This window comes from Mesorhizobium sp. C264A (genome assembly GCF_040324515.1).
Classification (GTDB): domain Bacteria; phylum Pseudomonadota; class Alphaproteobacteria; order Rhizobiales; family Rhizobiaceae; genus Mesorhizobium.
The window spans coordinates 2,352,269-2,374,798 of sequence record NZ_JAMYVY010000002.1 but is presented as its reverse complement, the minus strand read 5'-3'; the positions used below and the strand labels follow the sequence as shown (position 1 = coordinate 2,374,798).

General features: G+C 64.5%; 23 protein-coding genes. 10 read left to right on the top strand and 13 right to left on the bottom strand.

Going from position 1 to position 22,530, the window contains the following annotated elements; translation table 11 throughout:
• Positions 1 to 60: 60 nt before the first annotated feature.
• Together NKL04_RS30650 and NKL04_RS30645 are read right to left on the bottom strand one after the other, a co-directional pair.
• Positions 61 to 648, bottom strand: coding sequence for a TetR/AcrR family transcriptional regulator (locus tag NKL04_RS30650; protein ID WP_023700950.1), 588 nt, complete (start codon positions 646 to 648; stop codon positions 61 to 63).
• A gap of 144 nt (positions 649 to 792) precedes the next feature.
• Positions 793 to 1,179 carry a hypothetical protein gene (locus NKL04_RS30645; RefSeq protein ID WP_023700949.1) on the bottom strand — a complete coding sequence of 129 codons (387 nt, stop codon included), beginning with the start codon at positions 1,177 to 1,179 and terminating at the stop codon, positions 793 to 795.
• Positions 1,180 to 1,309: 130 nt separating this feature from the next.
• On the opposite strand from NKL04_RS30645, the gene NKL04_RS30640 reads away from it, so the two are divergent.
• The 4 genes from NKL04_RS30640 to NKL04_RS30625 all read left to right on the top strand — a co-directional run bounded on the left by NKL04_RS30640 (position 1,310) and on the right by NKL04_RS30625 (position 3,951).
• Positions 1,310 to 1,498: a hypothetical protein gene (locus NKL04_RS30640; protein WP_023671089.1), complete on the top strand. Its 189-nt coding sequence runs from the start codon at positions 1,310 to 1,312 to the stop codon at positions 1,496 to 1,498.
• 261 nt (positions 1,499 to 1,759) lie between these two features.
• Complete coding sequence (locus NKL04_RS30635; RefSeq protein WP_023700948.1) at positions 1,760 to 2,512, top strand: DUF4142 domain-containing protein; 753 nt, start codon at positions 1,760 to 1,762, stop codon at positions 2,510 to 2,512.
• 31 nt (positions 2,513 to 2,543) lie between these two features.
• Positions 2,544 to 3,149: a general stress protein gene (locus NKL04_RS30630; RefSeq protein ID WP_023698781.1), complete on the top strand. Its 606-nt coding sequence runs from the start codon at positions 2,544 to 2,546 to the stop codon at positions 3,147 to 3,149.
• Positions 3,150 to 3,330: 181 nt separating this feature from the next.
• Positions 3,331 to 3,951 (top strand): hypothetical protein, encoded by a 621-nt coding sequence (locus NKL04_RS30625; protein WP_027049775.1) that lies wholly within the window; start codon positions 3,331 to 3,333, stop codon positions 3,949 to 3,951.
• Between the two features lie 47 nt (positions 3,952 to 3,998).
• Here NKL04_RS30625 and NKL04_RS30620 read toward each other — a convergent pair whose 3' ends face one another.
• From NKL04_RS30620 to NKL04_RS30610, 3 genes are all read right to left on the bottom strand, one after another.
• On the bottom strand, positions 3,999 to 5,147 hold the full coding sequence (locus tag NKL04_RS30620) for an extracellular catalytic domain type 1 short-chain-length polyhydroxyalkanoate depolymerase (RefSeq protein WP_023700946.1): 1,149 nt from the start codon (positions 5,145 to 5,147) through the stop codon (positions 3,999 to 4,001).
• Between the two features lie 207 nt (positions 5,148 to 5,354).
• Positions 5,355 to 6,341 carry an aldo/keto reductase gene (locus NKL04_RS30615; RefSeq protein WP_023700945.1) on the bottom strand — a complete coding sequence of 329 codons (987 nt, stop codon included), beginning with the start codon at positions 6,339 to 6,341 and terminating at the stop codon, positions 5,355 to 5,357.
• 225 nt (positions 6,342 to 6,566) lie between these two features.
• Positions 6,567 to 7,307 carry a FadR/GntR family transcriptional regulator gene (locus NKL04_RS30610; RefSeq protein ID WP_023700944.1) on the bottom strand — a complete coding sequence of 247 codons (741 nt, stop codon included), beginning with the start codon at positions 7,305 to 7,307 and terminating at the stop codon, positions 6,567 to 6,569.
• A gap of 125 nt (positions 7,308 to 7,432) precedes the next feature.
• Between NKL04_RS30610 and NKL04_RS30605 the strand changes: the two genes are divergently transcribed.
• Complete coding sequence (locus tag NKL04_RS30605) at positions 7,433 to 8,335, top strand: NAD(P)-dependent oxidoreductase (RefSeq protein ID WP_023700943.1); 903 nt, start codon at positions 7,433 to 7,435, stop codon at positions 8,333 to 8,335.
• A 231-nt stretch (positions 8,336 to 8,566) separates the two neighbouring features.
• On the opposite strand, the gene NKL04_RS30600 is transcribed toward NKL04_RS30605, so the two are convergent.
• The gene (locus tag NKL04_RS30600) at positions 8,567 to 8,710 is read right to left on the bottom strand and encodes a hypothetical protein (protein ID WP_023756462.1); all 144 of its coding nucleotides are present in this window, start codon (positions 8,708 to 8,710) and stop codon (positions 8,567 to 8,569) included.
• Positions 8,711 to 9,089: 379 nt separating this feature from the next.
• On the opposite strand from NKL04_RS30600, the gene NKL04_RS30595 reads away from it, so the two are divergent.
• The gene (locus tag NKL04_RS30595) at positions 9,090 to 9,974 is read left to right on the top strand and encodes an AraC family transcriptional regulator (protein ID WP_031209356.1); all 885 of its coding nucleotides are present in this window, start codon (positions 9,090 to 9,092) and stop codon (positions 9,972 to 9,974) included.
• Between the two features lie 323 nt (positions 9,975 to 10,297).
• Here the strand turns inward: NKL04_RS30595 and NKL04_RS30590 are convergent, their stop codons facing one another.
• Both NKL04_RS30590 and NKL04_RS30585 read right to left on the bottom strand, forming a co-directional pair.
• Complete coding sequence (locus NKL04_RS30590) at positions 10,298 to 11,092, bottom strand: FadR/GntR family transcriptional regulator (protein WP_023671079.1); 795 nt, start codon at positions 11,090 to 11,092, stop codon at positions 10,298 to 10,300.
• Positions 11,093 to 11,095: 3 nt separating this feature from the next.
• Positions 11,096 to 12,538: an FAD-binding oxidoreductase gene (locus NKL04_RS30585; RefSeq protein ID WP_023700941.1), complete on the bottom strand. Its 1,443-nt coding sequence runs from the start codon at positions 12,536 to 12,538 to the stop codon at positions 11,096 to 11,098.
• Positions 12,539 to 12,699: 161 nt separating this feature from the next.
• On the opposite strand from NKL04_RS30585, the gene gloA reads away from it, so the two are divergent.
• Entirely contained in the window at positions 12,700 to 13,110 is a 411-nt protein-coding gene (gene gloA, locus NKL04_RS30580; protein WP_019856614.1) for a lactoylglutathione lyase, read from the top strand.
• Positions 13,111 to 13,184: 74 nt separating this feature from the next.
• Here the strand turns inward: gloA and NKL04_RS30575 are convergent, their stop codons facing one another.
• From NKL04_RS30575 to NKL04_RS30560, 4 genes are all read right to left on the bottom strand, one after another.
• Complete coding sequence (locus NKL04_RS30575; RefSeq protein ID WP_023700940.1) at positions 13,185 to 14,153, bottom strand: ABC transporter permease; 969 nt, start codon at positions 14,151 to 14,153, stop codon at positions 13,185 to 13,187.
• 4 nt (positions 14,154 to 14,157) lie between these two features.
• Positions 14,158 to 15,660 carry a sugar ABC transporter ATP-binding protein gene (locus NKL04_RS30570; RefSeq protein ID WP_023700939.1) on the bottom strand — a complete coding sequence of 501 codons (1,503 nt, stop codon included), beginning with the start codon at positions 15,658 to 15,660 and terminating at the stop codon, positions 14,158 to 14,160.
• Positions 15,661 to 15,665: 5 nt separating this feature from the next.
• Positions 15,666 to 16,649, bottom strand: coding sequence for an ABC transporter permease (locus tag NKL04_RS30565; RefSeq protein WP_023700938.1), 984 nt, complete (start codon positions 16,647 to 16,649; stop codon positions 15,666 to 15,668).
• A gap of 159 nt (positions 16,650 to 16,808) precedes the next feature.
• The gene (locus NKL04_RS30560; protein WP_023700937.1) at positions 16,809 to 17,879 is read right to left on the bottom strand and encodes a sugar ABC transporter substrate-binding protein; all 1,071 of its coding nucleotides are present in this window, start codon (positions 17,877 to 17,879) and stop codon (positions 16,809 to 16,811) included.
• Between the two features lie 305 nt (positions 17,880 to 18,184).
• Between NKL04_RS30560 and NKL04_RS30555 the strand changes: the two genes are divergently transcribed.
• From NKL04_RS30555 to rsgA, 3 genes are all read left to right on the top strand, one after another.
• Positions 18,185 to 19,780 (top strand): GMC family oxidoreductase, encoded by a 1,596-nt coding sequence (locus tag NKL04_RS30555; RefSeq protein ID WP_023700936.1) that lies wholly within the window; start codon positions 18,185 to 18,187, stop codon positions 19,778 to 19,780.
• Positions 19,781 to 20,197: 417 nt separating this feature from the next.
• Positions 20,198 to 20,368 carry a hypothetical protein gene (locus NKL04_RS30550; RefSeq protein WP_023700935.1) on the top strand — a complete coding sequence of 57 codons (171 nt, stop codon included), beginning with the start codon at positions 20,198 to 20,200 and terminating at the stop codon, positions 20,366 to 20,368.
• Between the two features lie 273 nt (positions 20,369 to 20,641).
• Positions 20,642 to 21,655 carry a ribosome small subunit-dependent GTPase A gene (gene rsgA / locus NKL04_RS30545; RefSeq protein WP_245271387.1) on the top strand — a complete coding sequence of 338 codons (1,014 nt, stop codon included), beginning with the start codon at positions 20,642 to 20,644 and terminating at the stop codon, positions 21,653 to 21,655.
• Between the two features lie 59 nt (positions 21,656 to 21,714).
• On the opposite strand, the gene NKL04_RS30540 is transcribed toward rsgA, so the two are convergent.
• Positions 21,715 to 22,506: a sugar isomerase domain-containing protein gene (locus NKL04_RS30540; RefSeq protein WP_023700933.1), complete on the bottom strand. Its 792-nt coding sequence runs from the start codon at positions 22,504 to 22,506 to the stop codon at positions 21,715 to 21,717.
• Positions 22,507 to 22,530 lie beyond the last annotated feature (24 nt).

Here is a 22,530-nt window from a genome sequence, read left to right as displayed (position 1 = left end):
GATGGACGCGTCGAGGGAATTCGGTGAAGGGGCTCGCCGCCCCTGTCGCGCAAATTCCTGTTAGTGAACCTTCCGAGACAGACGCTGCACGGTTGGCGTCAGAATGGTGCCGAACATGGCGGGGTTGCCATAGGCGCGCGCGGACAGCATGGCGCCATGAACGGTCGCCATGAAGGTCTCGGCCTCCAGCTCCGCCGAGCCTGCAAATCCGAGAATCCCCTGCTCGGCGCCGTGCTCCATGACCCTGGTCAACCAGGACGACAGAAACCTGAAGTAAGCCCGCACTTCGACGGCAATTTCAGCCGGGAGCGCAGGGAGTTCGCTGGCAAGCAGCGCGCAGACGCAAAACGGGACGCTCGCATCTTCAATGCATTTTGCCCAGTAGTCGGCATAGGTTTGAAGCAGTGCAAGCGGGTCCGAGAGTTTACTTTCCAGATCTGCCATGCCGGCCTCGGTACGCTCGCGATGGCGCGCCACAAGCGTGCGGACAAGGTCGACCTTGCTGGGGAAATGATGGTGGATGCTCGCCTTGCGGATCCCCACCTCGCCGGCGATATCGGCATAACTGAATCCGTTGTAGCCGCCGGCCACGATGAAGTTTCGCGCGGACGCCAGAATCTGATCGGAGGTCGCCACAAAGTTGCTCATGGCGTTTACCTACCTACTAGTAGGACAGCTGTCAACACCGAATTTCCGAGCGGGAGTTTTTCACTCAAGCGATACTGATCTGGCGTCCATAAATACAAAGCCCGCCAGCAAAGCCGGCGGGCGCAATAGTCATAAGATACGCCACTAGAACCAGCTTCGGTCGCGTTCCTGGCTTTGCCCGAGCAGCATGCCGATCAACAACCCGGCAATGCCGCCAAGCACGAAAGCGCTGCTGATGGTGCCGGGATTTTGCTGGACGGCTTCGGACACCGTCTGCGCCTGCGATCTCAGCTGCTGCGTTGCCCGTGCCGCGCGCTCGGTCGCGCTGCCGTACCAGCCGCCGGCTTCGCCGACGGCATCTTCTGCACGCTCGGCAAGCGTCCGGTTGATCTTGCTGATCTCGCGCCTCAGCGATGCGACCTGCTTCTCCATGGCCTCCTGGGCCTCTCGGGCGGAAATCTTCGGGGTGTCCTTCGGGGTTTCCTTCGCGGTATCCTTCGGGGTGTCCTTCGGGGTGTCGTTCTCGGCCATGGCTGTTCCTCTCGTTGAGGCAGGGGGAACGGCCAACGGACAAGGATGGTTCCGCCGCCTGCGCTCACAGTCATTCACCCGGCCGGCCGCCAACTTTGGGAACACTCTCCCGATCCAACGGTTGTGGCTGATGGAGGGCACGCATTTGTCGAATCGATCGAGCCATGCTGAAACGCTGCGGACGGTCTCCGACCTGCTCCACCGCGCCCGCCGTGTCATTCGCGACGGCGGCCATGCGGCGGCGATGTTCGAAATAGACACGCTGCTGCAGGTCGCACAAACAGAGGTTGCGCGCCGCCTCGAACGCAACGATCGCTGAACCTCGATAGGCCACCGCGGGCGGTGTTCATTTGCGGGCGGCGAAGGCCTCGTTTCCCTTTGCGATGGACTTGCAAGGCGCCCATCGAGCGGGTCGCCGTCCGCGCCACGCGTCGACATCGCAAAGGCGCAAAAGCCGAGGATGAGGGGCCATCATCGCGGCATCGACCCTCCCGGCTATAACGCTTTGGCGGCGGAACAAAGCTTGGCCGCACTGGTTAGGCTCACAGCACGATGTGTGCCCCAACGAGGATCTCTGTCCATGAAAACACGTGTTCTTCTAGCTTCGCTGGCCACCGCCACAGCCATGGTCTTCGCCCTGCCCGCCTTCGCCGCCGACAGTGCTCAGGACTTTGTCGACAAGGCCGCCATCGGCGGCATGTTCGAGGTGGATTCGAGCAAGATCGCCGAGGGCAAGGCGCAGGATCAAGGCGTCAAGGATTTCGCCAAGAAGATGATCGACGATCACGGCGCCGCCAACGCCAAGCTTGCGACCATCGCCGGCGAACAGAAGCTGAAAGTGCCGACGGAGCTGGACGCCAAGCACAAGGCCGATCTGGAGGCTCTGCAGAATGCCAACGATGCCGTCGACAAGCCCTATGTCCAGATACAGCGCGATGCGCATTCGGAGGCGGTCACGCTGTTCGAGAGCTATGCCAAGGACGGCGACAACGCGCAGTTGAAGACCTTCGCCTCCGAGACCTTGCCGACGCTCAAAATGCATCAGGAAATGGTCGAGAAGATCGCTTCCGCCGACAATGCATCGTCGACCACCAGCTCCACCACCCCGGCCGTGAGCACGACCGACACCACCAATCCGGCCGCCCCGATCCCGGGTGCCAACAGCTTCACCGAGGATCAGGCCAAGAGCCGCATTCAGGATGCCGGCTTCTCCGGCGTGTCCAAGCTGACCAAAGACGACCAGGGCATCTGGCGCGGTCAGGCCACCAAGGATGGCAAGACCACGACCGTGGCGCTCGATTATCAGGGCAACGTCGTTGCCGGCGCCAACTGAACCTCTGAACCAGATCGAGGAGATCAAGACCATGAAAACCGTAACCGGACTTTTCGACAACTACGATGATGCCTCCGATGCCGTCGGCGAACTGGAGGCAATCGGAGTGCCGCAGGCCGACATCAGCATCGTCGCCAACAATTCGGATGACTGGTACGACGACGGCGACACTTCCAACGCCGCCGAGGATGCAGCCGGCGGCGCCGGTCTTGGAGCCGTCATTGGCGGCGCCGGCGGGCTTCTGACAGGGCTCGGCATCATGGCCATTCCTGGCGTCGGTCCGGTCGTGGCCGCAGGATGGCTGGCCGCCACCGCGGTCGGCGCCGTTGGCGGCGCGGTCGTCGGTGGCGCTGCCGGTGGCATCGTCGGGGCGCTGACCGAGTCCGGCGTCCCCGAAAGGGATGCGCATGTCTATGCGGAGGGCGTTCGCCGCGGTGGCACGATGGTGACCGCCAGGGTCAGCGACGAACTCGCCGACGAGGCAGAGCGTATTCTTGGCGAATCCAACTCGGTCGATCTGCAAGACCGCCGACGCGCCTACGAAGCCGATGGCTGGACCGGCTTCGATGCCAATGCCGACCCCTACACCGACATCGAGGCCGAGCGCGACAAAACGCGCAACGCCAGTCCACTCTGATCATCGAGCCCCGCCGCCGTACGGCGGCGGGGCCAAGGGTGCTGTCGGCGCGCTGCGAGCGACATTCAATTTCGGCCATATGGGGCGGGTCTATTCGGACCTGCCCCTTTTCGCTGTTGCCTTGGCTTGACCGGCTCTTGCCGTGTTAGCATCGAACCAACGAAACCAGCCCCAGGAAGGCATGAGCCCGTCCCCGCAACTGATTGCCGAATGGCCGTTGTCGCCGTCAGCGACACTCGGGTCCGCCGTGCGCTCCAAGGGGATCGAACGTGAAGTCAGAGCCCGGCTGCCATGGGCAGTCAGGAAGCACGTCAAGGCCGAGACGGGGCGCATCGCATTGCGAATGTCGAGATCCGAAGCGGAAGCGTTCAAGGCCGCCTCTGCCAGTATCTCCAAAACACTGGAGGGAGTGGAGGCGCTGCCTGTGCTTCCACGCGAGGTCGAGGATATCCTTACGATCTCTTCGCGCGAGCGCCACAAATGGCTCAAGGACGGTCGGCTGCAAAGCACCGGCACACGCACCGTCAAGATGCGTGGGCGATCAAAGTCTGTCACCTTCCACGTTTTCGACCCGCGCCACATCGAGGACGTCCTGGACCGCGATTTGGCAACCGTGTGGAGAGAGCAGGATGTCCAGGAAGTCGCCGAGAACAGGCGGCGCGGCGCGGGCAAGGCCGCGTTGACGCGCGCGGGAAAGGGCACTGGCCAAGCGCGCACTGCGAGGAACGCCCGGGACACGGAGGGCCCGCCGCCCGGACTGAAGGGCTGGGATGCGTTCGAGGACGAAGGCCTGCTGCGATAATGATGCTGGTGCTTGCCCTTGTCCTTCGTGCGGGGCGAGCCTCCGCCTCAGCGCATCAATCCCGCTGCCCGCAGCGCGTCCTCGATGACCTTGGTGATCCCGCCCGCCGGACCGCCTGGCGGATTGACAGGCTCCGGGGCCGGATCGACACGGACGGCTCGCGGTTTTTCCTTCGGCGAGAAAGGCTGCAATGCAGTGCCTGAAGCGGCCTTGGCTTTCGCCGTGCGTCGTACCTCTGGCTTCGTCAGCCCCCAGAAACGGGCGATGTGGCGCGTCGAGGAAATCCCGGCATCCAGCATGAACGGCCCTGCTTTGCCGAGAGCATTGTCGCCGCTCGCCTGCAATGGCGTGCCATGGCCCATGCCGGCAATGCTGTATGCCTCGACCACGTCGCGGCCTTTGCCATCGGACCAGACTTTGCGGCTCTGACCGTCGACCTTTTCCGTGCGTGTCGGCGCTTGGGCGAGGCCGTGCACGCCCTGCCATTGCGCCAGCACCGCGCCGGCATTGGAAGGCACCACGGTCGTGTCGGCCGAGCCCTGCCAGATCGAAATCCTCGGCCACGGCCCCTTGTGCGGCGAAGCCTCCCGCAACAGACGCTGCAGGTCGGTTCTGGACGGGCCGCCATGGCCACGCATGCGGTCGAAGGCTTCGGGGATGGTCGAGGCGCTGCCATAGGCAAGCCCGGCAATGATCGCGCCACCGGCAAACACGTCCGGGTAGGTCGCCAACATCACCGCCGCCATGGCGCCGCCAGCGGAAAGGCCGGTGACGAATATCCGCTTGCGGTCGAGACCGTGAGTGACCACCGCCGCCTCGATCATCTGGCGGATGGACAGCGCCTCGCCGCCGTCGCGGCTTATATCGCCTGGCACGAACCAGTTGAAGCAAAGATTGGCGTTGTTGGCGCGCTGCTGCTCGGGGAAAAGCACGACAAAACCCTGCTCGTCGGCGAGCTCGGTCCAGCCGGAACCATGATCGTACGCGGCTGCAGTCTGGGTACAGCCATGCAGCACCACGACCAGCGCCGCCTGCTTCGGCAGGTTTTCAGGGAGATAAAACCGCGCACGCAAGGCGCCGGGATTGGACCCGAACCCTGTCATCTCGGACAGGTGGTCGTCCTTGCTCAGCCCTGCACCGGCTGGCCGGCGGCGCATCGCGCTCAGCCGGGCGATCGTATCGGATATGTCTCGCAAATCGGTATCCTTGCGCGCCGGAATGGGCAGACTCGTGCACACAACGCACACGCAGCAATATCGTTGCTGCACTGCACAATAACAAGCGGCGCGACCGATTAAATGACCCGGTGGATCACAGGATCCGCTGCACAGCTTGTACGACGAGCGCAATTTGCGCCCGGCTGACCTCTTGTCAGTCAGCCGGTCGAGGCCGGCAGGCGCTGGTTACCAGCGCTGATGCACGTAGGGCTTGATGTTCTCATCATAGACCGCCTTCACCTTGGCCATCAACTCGGAGGACAACGGCGCAAGCTCCGCCGCTTCCGCATTGGAAACCGCCTGCGCCGGATTGCGGGCGCCGGGGATGACAACCGTCACCGCGTCGAACATCAGGATCCAGCGCAGCGCGAATTTCGCCATCGTGGTGTCGCCTGACACCAGCGGCCGCACCTTCTCGACCGCCGCCAGCCCGACCTCATAGGGCACGCCCGAAAACGTCTCGCCGACATCGAAGGCTTCGCCATTCCTGTTGAACAGGCGATGGTCGGTGGTCTCGAACTTGGTGTCCGCCTTGAACTTGCCTGACAGCAGGCCGCTGGCCAGCGGCACGCGGGCGACGACGGCGACGTCGTTCTTTTTCGCCTGGTCGAAGAACAGCTCGACCGGGCGCTGGCGGAAGGCGTTGAAGATGATCTGCACGCTGACGACGCCGGGATATTGCATCGCCTTCAACGCCTCTTCGACACGCTCGACGCTGACGCCGTAATTGCGGATCTTGCCCTGCTCGGTGAGCTTGTCGAGACGCTCGAACACCTCCGGATGATAGTAGAGATCGGTCGGCGGGCAATGCAGCTGCACCAGGTCGAGCGTGTCGGTCTCGAGGTATTTCAGGCTGCGGTCGATCCAGCCGGTGAGGTTCTCGACGCTGTAGCCCTCGACCGTCTGCTTCGGCAGCCGCCGTCCGGCCTTGGTGGCGATGAACGGGCGCGCGCCGCCGCGTTCCTTCATCACCCGCGCGATCAGCTTTTCCGAACGGCCGTCGCCATAGACGTCGGCGGTGTCGAGGAAGCTGACGCCGGCATCGAGCGCGGCATGCAGGGCGGCGACCGCATCGTCGTCATTGACCTCGCCCCAGGCGGCGCCGATCGCCCAGGCGCCGAAGCCGATCTCGCTGACTGATCTGCCGGTACGGCCAAATTTCCGTGACTGCATTTTGCTTCCTGACTTGCGGCTTTGATGACGGTTCTGATTTCGGGAGCCTCATACCGCATGGCAACGCGATTGACATCCCTCTTCCTGGGATTTACCAGATTACAGGGTTGTATGACAACGGGGTAAGACTGCAACAGTGGGAGCCGGGAGGAACATGTCGCTGATGCGCGAACTTTATCTCGGCGGGGTCGCCGGATGAGCAGTCCATCAACCGTGGTTGGCTCCCTAATCGTGAACAGCCTTGTCGCGCAGATCCTCGAAGCGGGCATAGCTTTTGGTCAGATGGCTGCGCATGGCGCGGCGCGCGGCGTTGACGTCCCTGCCTTCGATGGCCCCGATAATGGCGCGATGCTCGCGCTGCATGCGGTCGAGATATTTTTCCCGCTCGGCCTCCGTCATCCGGTCGAGCCGCGTCCACTGGCGCGGGATCATGGCGCTGCCGAACGTGTCGAACAGCCGGGTGAAATTCGCATTCTGCGTCGCCGCGAGAATGGCGCGGTGGAAGCCGAAATCCTCTTCCGAACCGGAGCCGCCGGCGCGCACCGCCGCCTCCAGCGCGTCAAGCTTCGCGCCCATCTGCTGGAGCGCCGCATCGCTGCGTCGCTCGGCGGCAAGGCCGGTCGCTTCCACCTCGATGCCCATGCGCAGTTCCAGCACCCGCAGCACCTCGTCGATCGATTCGAGATCGTCGGGCAGGACGGAAAACGTCTTCGGCATCGGCTCCTTGGCGACGAAGGCGCCGAGCCCCTGGCGCGTGGTGATCAGCCCGCGCTCGCGCAGCGCAGCCAGCGCTTCGCGCACCACGGTGCGGCTGACGCCTGTGGCAGCAACAATCTCCTGTTCGGTCGGCAGCCGCTGGCCCGGCGCAAGATCGCCGGATTCGATCTGCGCGATCAGCGTGTTGACGAGCCCGGTCCTGAGATTGGGCGCCTGCGGTATGGCATCGAAAGTCATGGGCTCCGCCATTGGCGCGACTCCGGTTCGATTCTTGTTCAAAGGATTGCATCGACGGGTGCCCGCCGCAAGGTGACGAAAGGTGAGCCCGCCGGTGTGGGTCCAAGGAGAATTACATGAAAGAACCCGAGGATTGCATGAAAGAACGCATCGGCTTCATCGGCCTGGGCAGCATGGGCGCCGGCATGGCCGACAATCTGTTGCGCAAGGGCTGGCCGCTGACGGTGCATGTCCACAGCAGCCGCACGGCCGCCGACCGGCTGATCGCCGCCGGCGCCACCGAAGCGCCAAGCCCGCGCGCGCTCGCCACCGCGAGCGACATCGTCATCCTGTGCGTCACCGGTTCGCGCGAGGTCGAAGCGCTGGTCAAGGGCGCAGACGGGCTTGCTGCGGCCAAGACGCCGCTGCTGATCATCGACTGCTCGACCTCCAATCCGTCATCGACGACAGCGCTTGCCGCCGACCTCGCGGAGCAGGGGATGACGCTGATCGACGCGCCGCTGGCGCGCACGCCCAAGGAAGCCACCGAGGGCAAGCTCGACGTCATGGTCGGCGGCCCGGCCGAAATCGTCGCCCGAGCGCGGCCGGTGCTCGAGGCCTACGCCGCGCGTGTCGTCCACACCGGCCCGACCGGCAGCGGCCACACCATGAAGTTGCTCAACAATTTCGTCTCGATGGGCTATTCCGCGATCTATTCGGAAGCGCTGAGCCTCGGCGCCAAGGCCGGGCTGACGCCCCAGGTCTTCAACAGCGTCATTTCCGGCAGCCGCATGGATTGCGGCTTCTACCAGGCCTTCTTCGACTTCGTCCTCAACCGCAACGAAAACGCCCAACGCTTCGCCATCGCCAACGCGCTGAAGGACATGACCTACCTCGCCTCCTTCGCCCAGGCCGCCGGCATCGCCAACCCGATCGGCGCCGCTGTGCGCAATGGGTTCGCCACGGCCGTCACAACAGGCCATGGCGAGAAGTTCGTGCCGGCGCTGTCGGATATTGTAGCGGGGTTGAATGGGGTGTCGCTGGTGGAGGCGGCGGAGTAAAACCTCGTACGGCGCTCCCCAAATCGGGCGCTTTCTGGTGGCAGCGGAGGCGATGCACAAGAGCATCGTCGGTCCGTTCCTAGCGTACCCGAGTGAGCACTACCGCGCGCTTCGTGAGGTCCACGAACCGCTGTTAAAGCGATTGTGACAAGAAGGCTGAGTTCATCCAATGGAACGGGACAGGACCGGTGCAACTGCGTGAGAAGCCGTCGAGCTAACAAGCGCGTTGCGCTAGCCCACAAACCACGTCAGCCCCAGAAGCAACATGCCGAACGCGACCACACAGTCGAGAATCCTCACCTGCCGAACACCGATTAGAGCCAGCCCGGTGCCAAGAAGCCCGCCGATCGTTCCCGTAAGTATCAACTGGGTCATGCTGCCTCCGACATTCGAACCGTAGCACAATGCCCGTAACATGCCCAGCGCAGCGCGGGAATCTCAGGTGTAGCTGCTACCTATTACCGAATTTTTTCCAGGCCGCGACCTCTGCGATAGCGATTCCTCGCCCTCATAATGGGGAGAGGTGGCTCGGCGAAACCGAGACGGAGAGGAGGCCAGCGCTGACATGTGCTATGGGCGCGATTGAGGGCGCGGGCCGAAACCGCTATCCCGAAACCTCCTTGCGGAGAAACCTTCCACAGTCATGAATTGCCCGCGCCCATCACCGATCCCTCCATGTCAAACCGCAAGATCGGTCGAGCGCGACATGTCCGGAACCGCCTATCTGGTGTCGCCACGCAGGACGAGACGTTTGATGACGCCACCTGAAAACTACCATGCCCGGATGCAGCGGGTGCTGGACCACATCGACCAGCATCTGGACGGCGATCTGGGCCTGGAAGCGTTGAGCGGCGTCGCGGCGTTTTCGAAATTCCATTTCCACCGGCAGTTCACGTCTACCTTCGGCTTGTCCGTGCATCGCTATGTCCAGCTCGCCCGCCTGAAGCGCGCTTCGTACCGGCTTGCCGAGAGCGACGCCCAAAGCGTCACCGACATAGCGATGGATGCCGGTTACGACGCACCGGATGCCTTCGCCCGCGCCTTTCGGCAACGGTTCGGACAATCGCCTTCGTCGTTCCGGAAGTCTCCCGACTGGGGGGCGTGGCTCATGGCCTTCGGGCCGCTCGACAAAGCAAGGACCACGCTCATGCAGATAATCTTCGAACCCGCCGACGTGATGATCCGCGATGTGCCGCCGACGCCGGTGGCGATCATGGAGCATCGCGGCGACCGGGCGACGCTCCAGGACACCATCCAGCGCTTCATCGCCTGGCGCAAGGCGGCCGGCCTCTCGCCCGAGACAAGCCCGACCTTCAACATCTTCCGTTCCGAAAGGGAGCCGGCGAACCCGGCCGATTACAGCATGGATATTTGTGCCGGAACCGACCTGCCGGTAGAAGGCGGGCCGATCGAGGACGCGCAGATGAAGGCCGGCGTGATCCCCGCCGGACGATGCGCGGTGCTGCGCTATCCCGGCAACACCAACAATCTCGAGCCGGCAGCGCTTTACCTGTACCGCGAATGGCTTCCGGCCAGCGGCGAGGAGGCGCGCGACTTTCCGATCTATTGCCAACGGCACTTTTCGTCGAACGGACCGGTGCGCGAGGTGGTGCTTGAGCTGTTTCTGCCGCTGAAATAGCGCGGTGGGGTGGCGGCCTATCTCCGGCCCTGAGCTGGTTGAGCCGACGACCGTGTGAAATCTGATATGGCGCTCCCCCACTCCGTCTCGGCTTCGCCGAGCCACCTCTACCCCCACATTCGTGGGGGAGTGGAAACCCAAGCTTTTGAAGGGCTGCGATCTCGGAGATTGGCATTTCCTCATCCCCCATGAAATGGGGGGTCCGAAGGACGGGCGAGACCCGTGGCTCGCCCCGGCAAGGTGGCTCGGCGAAGCCGAGACGGAGTGGGGGTCAGCGCCGCCATAGGCGATTGGCCCAGCGCGCGGACAAGGCGAGGTTATCCCTAAGCCTGCCCGCGCACAGCCTTCCGCAACCGCGAATGCCGTACCGGAGACGCTGCCTCGGGCCCCGGCGCTATCTCCGCAGCTTCCCCCTCATGCAACCCCACCCGCAGCGCAGCGCCCGCCAGGTGGTCGCGCATCGCGGCTTGCGCCCCTTCGGCGTCGCCGGCACGGATCGCTCTCAGGATGCGCTCATGTTCGCCGAGCGTGATGCGGGCCATGTCGTCCGACTTTTGCTGGTTGCCGGCGGCGAGGATGCTTTCGCGCACCCGCTCGGACACGAAGACCAGGAATTGGCCCATGTAGGAATTGCGCGTCGCCTCGGCGACGGTGCGGTGGAATTCGAGGTCGCTGCGCAACCAGGCGACGCTGCCATAGGGGGCGGCGCGCATGCCGGACAGCGCATCGCCCATGGCTTTGAGATCGGCGTCGCTGCGCCGTTTTGCGGCAAGGGCCGCCGCCTGCACTTCGAGGATGCCACGCAGTTCGAACAGATTGCGAAACGAGTCGGCGCGCTGCAGCGTCTCATGGTCGATGGTCAGCACCGTCGGGTTGTTGCTCTCGACCACGAAGGCGCCGCGTCCCTGCTGCGACCAGATGCGGCCTTCCGAGCGCAGCCGCGCGATCGCCTCGCGCACCACGTTGCGGCTGACCCCGAAAGTGGTTGCCAGCGCCGCCTCGGTCGGCAGCTGGTCACCCGGCTTCAGCCGGCCTTGCGCGATCTCGCGCGAGATGGAACTGGCCACCAGAGTGGAGAGGTGTGGGCCGCGATTGACCTTGTCGAGTTTCAGCGTCATCGCTCACCTATAGTCGACGGCGGGTGCGGACGCCAGAATGCGGCCGTTGCTGAGAATGTGGCGCGGGTCGAATGCGTCCTTGATGCCGGCGGCGAGGTCGAGCGTCACCGGATCGATGCGTTCGAGGAACGCCTTCTGCTTGACCCGGCCGATGCCGTGCTCGGCGCTGATCGAGCCGCCATAGCGATCGACGACGGTGAAGATCTCGGCTTCCGCCTGCTCGAACAGATGTTCCATCGCCTCGGTGCCCATGCCTTCCGGCGGCACGACGTTGAGGTGGATGTTGCCGTCGCCGACATGGCCGTAGGTGACGGCCAGCGCGTCGGGCCGGGCTTTCTCCAAGGCGGCCAGCGCATCGGTGACGAAATCGGCAAGCCTGGAGATCGGCACCGACACATCGGTGCGCAGGTAGCGCCCGCCCCTGCCCTGCCGCTCGACCATGATCTCGCGGTAGAGCCACAACCGCTCACCTTGAGCCCTGGTCGAAGCGATGACGCCGTCCTCGACGATGTCCTCGACGCTGCCGAGAAACCCCAGCAGCATGTTGGAGAGGTCGATCAGCCCGCCCGACGACACCTCGATCAGCACATAGACGGGATAGGGCTGGCTGAGCGGATCGGGAAAATCCTGGCCTTCGCGCATGGTGATCTCGATGCCGCCGCGCAGGATCAGTTCGAAGGCGGTGAGCAAATCGCTGCAATCGCGCCGCGCCCTTGCATAGAGTGCCATCGCGTCCTCGACGGAGCGCAGGCCAACCAGCGCGGTTTCGATCTGCGTCGGCTTGGGGAATAGTTTCAGCGCCGCCGCGGTGACGATGCCGAGCGTGCCCTCCGAGCCGATGAAGATCTGCTTCAGATCATAGCCGCGATTGTCCTTGCGCAGCACTTTCAGCCCGTTCCAAATGCGGCCGTCGGCCAGCACCACTTCGAGGCCAAGCACCAGGTCGCGCGTCATGCCGTAGCGCAGCACGTTGAAGCCGCCGGCATTGGTGGCGACATTGCCGCCGATGCGGCAGCTGCCTTGCGCGCCGAAGGTGATCGGCAGCAGGCAGTCGCTCGCTTCAGCCTCGCGCTTGGCGTCCTCGAGGATGCAGCCGGCCTCGACCACCATGGCAAAGTCGATCGGGCTGATCGAGCGAATCTTGTTCATGCGCTCCAGCGAGATGACGATCTCGCCGCCATCCGCCGCCACTGCGGCGCCGACGAGCCCGGTCAGGCCGCCTTGCGGCACGACCGGAATGCGCTCGGCATGGCAGAACCGCATCAGCGCCGACATCTCCTCCACCGAAGAGGGCCGCGCCACCGCCAGCGGCCGGCCGAAATGATCGCCCGACCAATCGCGGCTGAAGCGCGCCAGATCCGCTTCATCGGTCAGCAGCCCACCATTCGGCAGCAGGCCGGCGAGGGCTGCGATCTGCGATGCGGAGGTTGGCGGCACGGCATTCATGGATTTGCTCTAGGCCCCTAGGCAAAACGGCTGGACAAATACCGGCGTTGTCGTGTTATCATACAACCCTGATTGAGAACATCAACCGAGGCCATCTTGCCGCCAAGCGTTCGATGTGGATGATCAGAGCCGCAAATCACAGAATTCGGAGGACTTCCAAAATGAGCGACGCCCCGGGCTTTCGCTATATGCACACCATGATCAGGGTGCTCGACCTCGACAAGTCGATCGCCTTCTACACCGAGGTGCTCGGCATGACCCTGCTGCGCCGCGACGATTACCCCGGCGGCAAGTTCACCAACGCCTTTGTCGGCTACGGCCCCGAGGACAAGGAAGCCGTCGTCGAGCTGACGCTGAACTGGGGCCGCGAGGAACCCTACGAGATCGGCACCGGCTTCGGCCATCTGGCGCTCGGCGTCAACGACATCTACGCCGTCTGCGCCGAACTGGAAAAGCGCGGCGCCAAGATCCCGCGCAAGCCCGGCCCGATGCAGCACGGCACCACCCACATCGCTTTCGTCGAAGACCCCGACGGCTACAAGATCGAGCTGATCGGCCTCGACACAATGTGATCCGATCGGGCCGGACCGCATCGGCCTCGCGCCGATGCGGTCCCGTCCTGTCCGCGCTTGCCTGGGAGGCGGGATCACTTGATGACCGCGATCTTGCTGCGGTCGATGGTGATGGCGACGGCAGCGATCAGCACCGCGCCGAACACCATATTTTCCAGGAAAATATTGACGCCGACGAAGGTCATGCCGATGCGCACGATCGAGATGATCAGCGCGCCGACCGCCGTGCGGGCAACGCCGCCGAGCCCGCCGGTGATCGCCGTGCCGCCGACGATGACGGCGGCGATGGCCGGCAGCAGCAGCTGGTTGGCCAGCACCGGCGAACCGCTCGACAGCCTGGCTGCCAGCACGACGCCGGCGATGGCCGCGAGCATACCCGACGCGGCAAAGGCGATGATCTTGGTGCGGTCGACATTGATGCCGGCCGCCCACGCCGCCGGTTCGCCGGCGCCGACCGCGATCGCTTGCCGGCCGAAGCGCGTGTAGCGCAGCGCCAGAAAGGCGGCGATGCCGATGACCGCCGAAATCAGCACCACCACGGGAATGCCGGCGACAGTGGCGTTGATCCAGGCGGTGTTTTCGCGACCAGCCTCCTCGATGGTGATGGCGCGGCCATTGGAGACCCAGAGCGCCAGGCCGGTGACCACGCCGCCGGTGGCGAGTGTCGCGACGAAGGACGGCACGCGCAGCTTGACGTGGACGACACCGCTCAACACGCCGAAGGCGAGCCCCGACAGGATCGCCACCGGAAAGGCGGCGAGGCCGAGCGACGGCAGCAATTGCGCCAGGATGACGCTGGCCAGCGATGCCACCGCCTGGATCGACAAATCGATGCCGCCAAGCAGGATGGCGAAGGTGACGCCGGTCGCCAGGATGAACAGCACGGCAGTGTTGGCAAACAAAAGCGCCACGGTCTCGCCGGTCAGGAAGCCGGGCGCGGCGATCTCGATGATCAGCAGCAGGCCGACCAGCAGGATCAGCGGAATGGCGCCTTGCGTCCACTTGCCCTCGAAAACCTGCCTGATGGAGAACGCCTCATTCATCGGTTCACACCATTGCCCTGAGAAGATCGACCTGGTTCGGCTTGTTGCCCGGACTGGCATCGAAGCGCGCGGTGATTGCACCGTCGCGCATCACCAGCACCTGGTGCGACAGACCGATCGTTTCCTCCAGCGTGTCGGAAATCAAAAGGATCGCCACGCCTTGCGCGGAGAGGTCGCGCACCAATTCGTAGACCTCTTCCTTGGCGCCGACATCGAGCCCGCGTGTGGGATGGTCGAGCACCAGGATGCGCGAGCCCGCCGTCATCCAGCGCGCCAGCACCACCTTCTGCTGGTTGCCGCCGCTGAGCTTGCGGCAGGCGGCATCGGGACCGGGCGCCTTGATGCGCAGCCGCTTGATCCAGTCGGCGGCAAGCCGGCGCTCCTTGCCATAGTCGATGGCGCCATGGCGCATGACGCTGGAGAGATCGGCCAGCGAAATGTTCTCCGCGATCGACAGGAACATCACCAGCCCTTCGAGCCGGCGCTCGCGCGGGACATAGCCGATGCCCTTGCGCACAGCCGGCTCCGGCGAGGAGAAGCGCACGGCATCGCCGCCGATTTTCATCTCGCCGGCATCATGCTGGACGAAGCCGCCAACGGTGCGCGTCACCTCCTCGCGGCCGGAGCCGACGACGCCGGCAATGCCGACAATCTCGCCGGCCCGGATCGAGAGATCGACGCCGTGATAGTAACCGTTGGCGCCAAGCCCCTTGGCCTCGACCATCACGATATCGCGCGGCGCGAGCTGGCGGGCCTCGCGGTAATATTCGGCCTGCAGGCCACGCCCGACCATGATCTCGTGCAGCTCCGGCGCGGTGACTTCAGCTGCGCGGTGCTCGGCGACGACCGCGCCGTCCTTCATCGTGTAGACACGGTCGGAGATGTTGAGCACCTCGTCGAGGCGGTGCGAGACGAACACAAAACTGGCGCGGGATTTAAGCGAGCGCACCCGCGCGAACAGCACCTCGATGTCAGCGGCGTTGAGCACCGAGGTCGGCTCGTCGAGCAGGATGAGCAACTGCCGCTCGACCACTTCCTCCAAGGTCAGCGCCTTGGCGAGCTCGACCATCTGGCGTGCGGCGAAGGTGAGTTCGGAGGTGCGCGCGGTGACGTCGATGTCGATGCCGATCTTGGCCAGTTGCCGCCGCGCCGCCGCGTTCATGGCGCGCCAATTGACGAGGCCGAAGCGGGTGAAGCGGTCCTCTTCGCCGAGATAGATGTTTTCGGCAACCGTCAGGTTCAGCACCAGCGACTGCTCCTGGAACACCATGCCGATGCCATGCCTGGCCGCATCACGGGCGTTGCGCATGCGCAGCTGTTCGCCATCCAGCGTGAGCGAGCCGCCATCCGGCCGGTAGCCGCCGGCCAGCACCCGCATCAGCGTCGACTTGCCGGCGCCGTTCTCGCCGATCAGCCCGACAACTTCATTGGGCCGCACCTCGATGGAGACGTCGCGCAGCGCCTGGACGCCGGGGAAATTCTTGATGATGTTGGACGCCTGCAGCATGGCGTTCACTTGACGATTTTCAGGCGGACACGGTCGAGCGACAGCGCCACCGCGGCGATGATCATCAGACCCTGCACCGTCTGCTGGATGTAGGGCGAGATGCCGAGCAGGATCATGCCATTGGCAAGCACGGTGACGATCAGCACACCGATCAGCGTGTTGACGACGCCGCCCTCGCCGCCGGTCAAAGCGGTGCCGCCGACGACCACTGCGGTGACCGCTGCAAACAGCCTGCCGTCGCCGATGACGGCGTGCGACTGGCCGAGCTGTGCCGCGGCCAGCACGCCGGCAATGCCGAAGAAGAACCCTGCCAGCGCAAAAGCGGTGATGCGCACGCGCACGACATTGACGCCGGAGAGCTTGGCGACATCCTCATCACCGCCGATCGCCAATATGTGGCGGCCGAGCTTGGTGTGATACTGGATGACAGTGGCGAGCAGGAAGGCGCCGAACGCGACCCAGACCGCCACCGGCAGGCCGAGGAAACGGTGCAAGGCCAGGTCGCGGATCGAGGCGTCGTTCAGCTTGATGGCCGTGCCGCCCAGCATATAGACCGACAGGCCGAGGCCGATGAACCACATGCCGAGCGTGCCCATGAAGGACGGGATGCGCAGCATGGTCTGGACGAGACCGCTGACGAAGCCCATGGCGGTGCCGGCGGCGATGGCAGCGAGCACCGCCCACCACCCATAGTCGTTGCCGTTGCCGTCATTGGCGGCGAGCAGCACAAGCACCATTGCCGCCACCGAAAGCGTGCCTTCGACTGCAAGGTCGATGCTGCCCATCAGGATGATGAAGGTCAGCCCCATCGCCAGCGTCAGCGGCACGGCGGCGGAATTCGCAAGCCGCACCAGATTGCGCAGCTCGATGAAATTGGGGTTGGCAATGGCGATGAGTACGCAGAGTACAATCAGCACCGCCAGCGGCGCCAGGCTGCGCCAGCGCCTGCCGCCCAGGAATGTCGCGATACGGCCGGGGAACGATGTCATAGGCGTCGTCCGCTCGATGTCCGAAACGGACTTCAGGGGTTCTGTATGGATTGTCAAGAAACCGCTTCCCGTCTGCTGGTGACAGCCGTCGCGACAAGGGGATCGCGACGGCTGCGGGAGGAAGCGGGCCGCCAGGGAGTTGCAGCCCACTCCGATGGATCAGGTGCGGATTGCTCCGGTGACCCGGCCCCACAGATCGTTCCAGTCGATCTCGGGCTTCGCATCGACATTGGTCTTGTAATATTCCTCGACATTGTCGTGCGAGATCAGCACCGCCTTGCCGTAGAACTCACGGTGCTCCGCGGGCTCCTTGGTCGGGTCGAACTTGCCGATCTTGGCGTTGTAGCCGATGGCCAGACCCATGCCGCCCTGCCAGAACGGATCCGAAGTGACGGTGCAGGCGAACTCGCCGGTGCGCACCGCATCGACCGCCGTCTTGATGCCGTCGACGCCGACGATCGGCACCTTGCCGGCGAGATTTTCGGCACGCAGCGCTTCCAGTGCGCCGGAGCCCATATCGTCATTGGCCGCCCAGATGCCCTTGATGTCGTCGCCGAAGCGGGTGAGCAGATTGCCCATCAGGTCGAAGGCTTCGGTCGACTTCCAGTTGGCGACCTGAAAGTCGAGCAGCTTGATGTCCGGGTTGGCGGCGAGCGCCGCATCGAGGCCCTTCTTGCGTTCGATCGCCGCCGTGGTCGAGATCAGGCCGCCGAGTGCGACGATGCCGCCCTTGCCGCCTATGGTCTTGAACAGGATCTCGGCGATGGTCTTGCCGCTGTCGATGCCGTCGAACTCGATATGCGAGACATAGTTCGGGTTGAAATCCTTCGGGTGCAGATCCCCAGGCTTGTTCCACTGCGTCACCACATAGGCGCCGGCCTTGCCGCAGGCTTCCACGATCGGGCGCGCATCGGGCGTGTCGTTGGGATCGGAATTCAGCACCATGTTGCCGCCGGTCTTGGCCAGCATCGCCTTGATGTCGGCAATGCCCTTCTCGCTGTTGCCTTCCGAAACCAGCGTGACGTGCTCCAGCCCGGCCCATTTGGCATACGCTTCGGCGCCGGTCTTCCACACCGCGTGATAGGGGTTGGACAGCGAGCGGATCGACGTCACCAGTGTCGGCTTGTCTTGCGCGCGCAGCACGCTCGGCATGGCGAGTGCCGCCACGCCGGCGGTGGCGCCCATCATCAGCGTGCGCCGATTGACCGCAAAATTCTTCGTGTCGTTCATACCTCGAAACCTCCCGATTGAATTCTGTTCCGCCCGGCATCTTGCGCAGGGAGCGCGGCCGGGACCTCCTGGTGAGGATCGTCAAGCTCCTCCACTTGTACGACAACCCTTCAACACGATAACCATACCCTTTCTCTTGACGTGGCACAAGCGACTTGAGATCGTCGCGCGCAAGAGGAAGGGGCGGTGATTTTCATCGCCCGCCGGAGCATGATCCCTAGAAGTGGGAACCGGTTTTCTCGGACAAATCGGGAAACCGTTTTGTCCGGAGATCATGCTCCAACAAAGAGAGCCTGGGAGTGGAAATGACGGATTACATCATCGTCGGCGGCGGCTCGGCCGGCTGCATTCTGGCCGCGCGGCTGAGCGAGGACCCGGACGTGTCCGTCGTGCTGCTCGAGGCCGGTCCGCCCGACACCGACCGCTACATCCATTTGCCGGTCGGCTTCTTCAAGATGACGTCGGGGCCGCTGATCTGGGGCTATGACACCGCGCCCGGCAAGGAGATCGACGGCCGCACCATGGTCTATCCGCAGGCGCGTGTGCTCGGCGGCGGCTCCTCGATCAACGCCCAGGTGTTCACCCGTGGTTGCCCGCAGGACTACGATGGCTGGGCGACCGACGATGGCTGTGCCGGATGGAACTATGCCGACGTGCTGCCCTACTTCGTCCGCTCCGAGGGCAACGACACGTTTGCCGATGCGCAGCATGGCATTGACGGCCCGCTCGGCGTCTCCAGCGGTGCGCCGCATCCGCTGACCCGCATCTTTGTCAAGGCGGCGCAGCAGGCGGGCCTTCCTTTCCGCGCCGACTTCAACGCCGGTGAGCAGGCGGGCGCCGGCTTCTACCAGACGACGACGCGTCGGGGGAAACGCTCGAGCACGGCGGTCGCCTATCTGAAGCCGGCGCTCGGCCGCAAGAATCTGACGCTACGCACCGACGCCTCGGTCAGCCGCATCGTGGTCGAGAACGGCCGCGCCATCGGTGTAGAGATCATCGTCAATGGCCGCACCGAACTGCTCCGCGCCGAGCGCGAAGTCATCGTCGCCGCCGGCGCCATCGGCTCGCCGAAATTGCTGATGCTGTCCGGCATCGGCCCGGCCGTGCATCTCGGCCAGCACGGCATCAAGGTGGTCCACGATTCCAAAAACGTCGGCCAGAATCTGCACGATCACATGGACGTCGATGTCGTCGCCGAGCTCAACGGACCGCACGGCATCGACCGTTACAAGAAGAAGCGCTGGCAAGCGGTCGCCGGTCTTGAATATGCGCTGTTCGGCAAGGGGCCGGTGGCCTCCAACATTGTAGAGGCCGGCGGCTTCTGGTGGGGCGACCGCGCGGAGAAGACGCCGGACATCCAGTTCCATTTCCTGCCCGGCGCCGGCGTTGAGGAAGGCATCGGCTCGGTTCCCGGCGGCAATGGCTGCACGCTGAACTCCTACCATGTGCGCCCGCGTTCGCGCGGCAGCGTCACGCTCAAGTCCGCGGACCTGCGCGATGCGCCCATCATCGACCCCAACCCGTTCGCCGAGCGCTATGATCTCGAACGCGCCATCGACGGCATCGAGATCAGCCGCGAAATCCTGTCGCAGCCAGCCTTCGCCAGATACATCAGCCGCGAGCATCTGCCCGGCAAGGCGATGCAGGGGCGCTCAGCACTCGAAGCCTTCGCCCGAGAACATGGCCGCAGCGCCTATCACCCAGTCGGCACCTGCCGGATGGGCGGCGATGCCGACAGCGTCGTCGACCCCGAGCTTCGCGTGCGCGGGCTGCAAGGCCTGCGCGTCTGCGACAGCTCGGTCATGCCAAGCATCGTGTCCTCCAACACCAACGCGGCCGTGGTCATGATTGCGGAGAAGGCTGCGGATCTGATTGCGGGGCGAACGCTGCCGGTGGCGTAAGCAGGACAATCGCATGTGGTGGCGCCACGCGATTGCCCTGCCTTGAGCACCTGTCGCTGAGCGCATAGCACTCGAACCGCACTAAAAACGACAGCCTCCCGCAGCGCCTTCAACCGACGCTTGCGCAACCCACCAACCGACCGGAAACCCTCGGTTGCGGGCTCGTTGCCGACCCCTGCGCGGGGATGTGAAAGCGCTTTTGCGCCAGTCCGCGATCACACCATATGAACCGATCCAAGCTCTGCTAGCTTGTGGGCGTGGGACTTGTCCCGCTTTGGCCGGTGCTTCAGGCAACCCCATCCCAACCCCCGCCCCTGTGGCGCCGGCCATCCCCCTCCCTTCTGCCAGGCTTCCCGACCTGCCATCCTCAGCCGTCCTTGCCAACTTCGAGGTCGACGACGAGGCTTGATGCGTTGCATGCAGATCCAGACCATCGAGCAGCGTATCGAGGAATTTCACATCGGCTGTCTGGACGACCTCCTGAAAGGCGACCAGATCCGGGTCGAGCCGCCCCAGCTCCCGGTTGATGGCCGCCAGGCGCTCCGGTTCGCCTTCCGTGTTGCAGACATTGAGAGTAACGAGGTGTAAGTGCATAGGATTTTTCCTCAATGTTGAACGACCCTCGACGCACGCGACGCGGATAGGTGCCACGATAGGGTTCCGTGTCTGGTGACGTTCAGCGACCCGCCGCCTCGATGCGTTCCACGCGGTGCGCGAAACGGCTTGGCCATCGGCGCGGTTCGGCTTGCCAAATGCCGCCATGCCGCCCATACACGGCTGAACAACCGCGCCGAGGGTCCGCGCCCATTTTGCCAAAGGATACTCTCCGATGTCTGTGACGCCGTCCCCGTGGTCAAAACCGTGACGGCTTCCCTCGCAAGCCTGGGCTGGACGGATTTCTTCAGCGACCAGCTTGAAGCCGATGAGGCAGACCTAGTGCCGACGCGCATCGCCTCGGTGCACCGCGACCGCCTGGCCGGTCTGTCCCGGGCAGGGCCAGTGGATCTGACGCTGCCGGCCAATGCCAACACCGGCGACTATGCCGTCGGCGACTGGGTGCTGGTCGAGCCTCACACGCATCTGCTGCGCCGCCGCCTGACCCGCAAGACGGTGCTGGAGCGCCGCACACAGGGAGGCAGGGTGCCGCAGCTGGCCGCGGCCAATGTCGACACGCTGTTCATCGTGACGTCCTGCAATGCCGATTTCAACATCGCCCGGCTCGAGCGCTATCTCGCGCTGGCCAACGAGGCCGGAACGACGCCGGTGATCCTGCTGACCAAGGCCGACACCGCTGACGATGCCGAGGCTTACCAACGCCAGGCCGCCGCCCTGCAGCGTGGACTGGCCGTGGTGATGCTGAACCCGCGCGTCGCCGATGCCGCAGCGGCGCTTGCTCCCTGGTGTGGCGCGGGGCAGACGGTAGCGCTGGTCGGCTCCTCCGGGGTCGGCAAATCGACGCTGGTCAACACGCTGGCCGGATCGGCGCAGCAATCGCCGCAACAGACGGCGGGCATTCGCGAGCACGATGCCAAGGGTCGCCACACTACCACAGCCAGATCGCTGCACGCCATTGCCGGCGGCGGCTGGGTGATCGACACGCCGGGCATGCGCACGCTGCATGTCAGCGACGTCGCCTCCGGCATCGACACGCTGTTTGCCGAAATCACCGAGCTTGCCCCGCTGTGCAAGTTCCGCGACTGCACTCATGTCCACGAACCGGGCTGCGCGGTGCAGGCTGCGTTGAAGGCGGGTACGCTCGACCCCGAGCGCCTTGCCCGCTGGCGCAAGCTGTCGGAGGAAAACCAGGGCAACACGCCGGTTCAGAGCGGGCCGCGCGGCAACAAATCGCCTGCCGGGCGCCCGAAGCGGCGTTGAGAGGAAGGAATTGCGGAACGAGACGTCGGAGGCCCGGCATGTGCCGGGCCTCCCTTTTTTCACTCTCCGCGCATCGTTGCCTGGAAGGTCGGCAGGTGCTTCTGCTGCGCCTCCAGCATGCGCTCGCGGTAGACGCCATAGATGACGTCGGTGTCGTGCAACGTCACGCCGGCAATGGTCGGCGAGGCGAAGACCGGCAGTTCGATGCCGCGCTTGGCGAGCTGCTCGGCGGTGCGCGCGATCAGCTCATGCGCCAGGATCATGGCAAGCACCGTCGATGAGCCCGACACCGGCCGGCTCCAGCCCTCGACCGGCACGATGGCGTCCTCGATCGGCGAACAGGTGTCGATGACGAGGTCGGCGGCATCCGCCAGCCGCTTGCCGGACGAGTGCGTCGCCGGCTTGTCGAGATTGTTCTTGCTGGTGACAGCGACGACGAAGATGCCGCGCTTCCTGGCATAGAGCGCGGTGTCGATACCGGACGAGTTGCGGCCGCTATGGCCGAAGATGATGATCGAATCGCCCTTGTTGAGCGGCTGGTGGTCGAGGAATTTTTCGGCGTATTTTTCCGTACGCTCCAGCCACAAAAGCTCGCGGACGCCGCCGGCGCCGAGCACATTGTGCCACATCACGCGCGGGTCGGTCAGCGGGTTGAAGCCGACATAGCTGCCATAGCGCGGAAACACTTCCTGCACCGGCAGCACCGAATGGCCGGAGCCATAGAGATGCACCAGCCCGCCGCCCTCGAGCGAGTCGGCAAAGCGGCTGGCGGCCTGGCCAAAGGCCTCTTCATTGGCTTTCGCAGCCTGGTCGATGAGGGCGGCGAGACGGTGGATGTAGAGATCGGACACGTGGGTACTCCTGTTTGCTGTGTC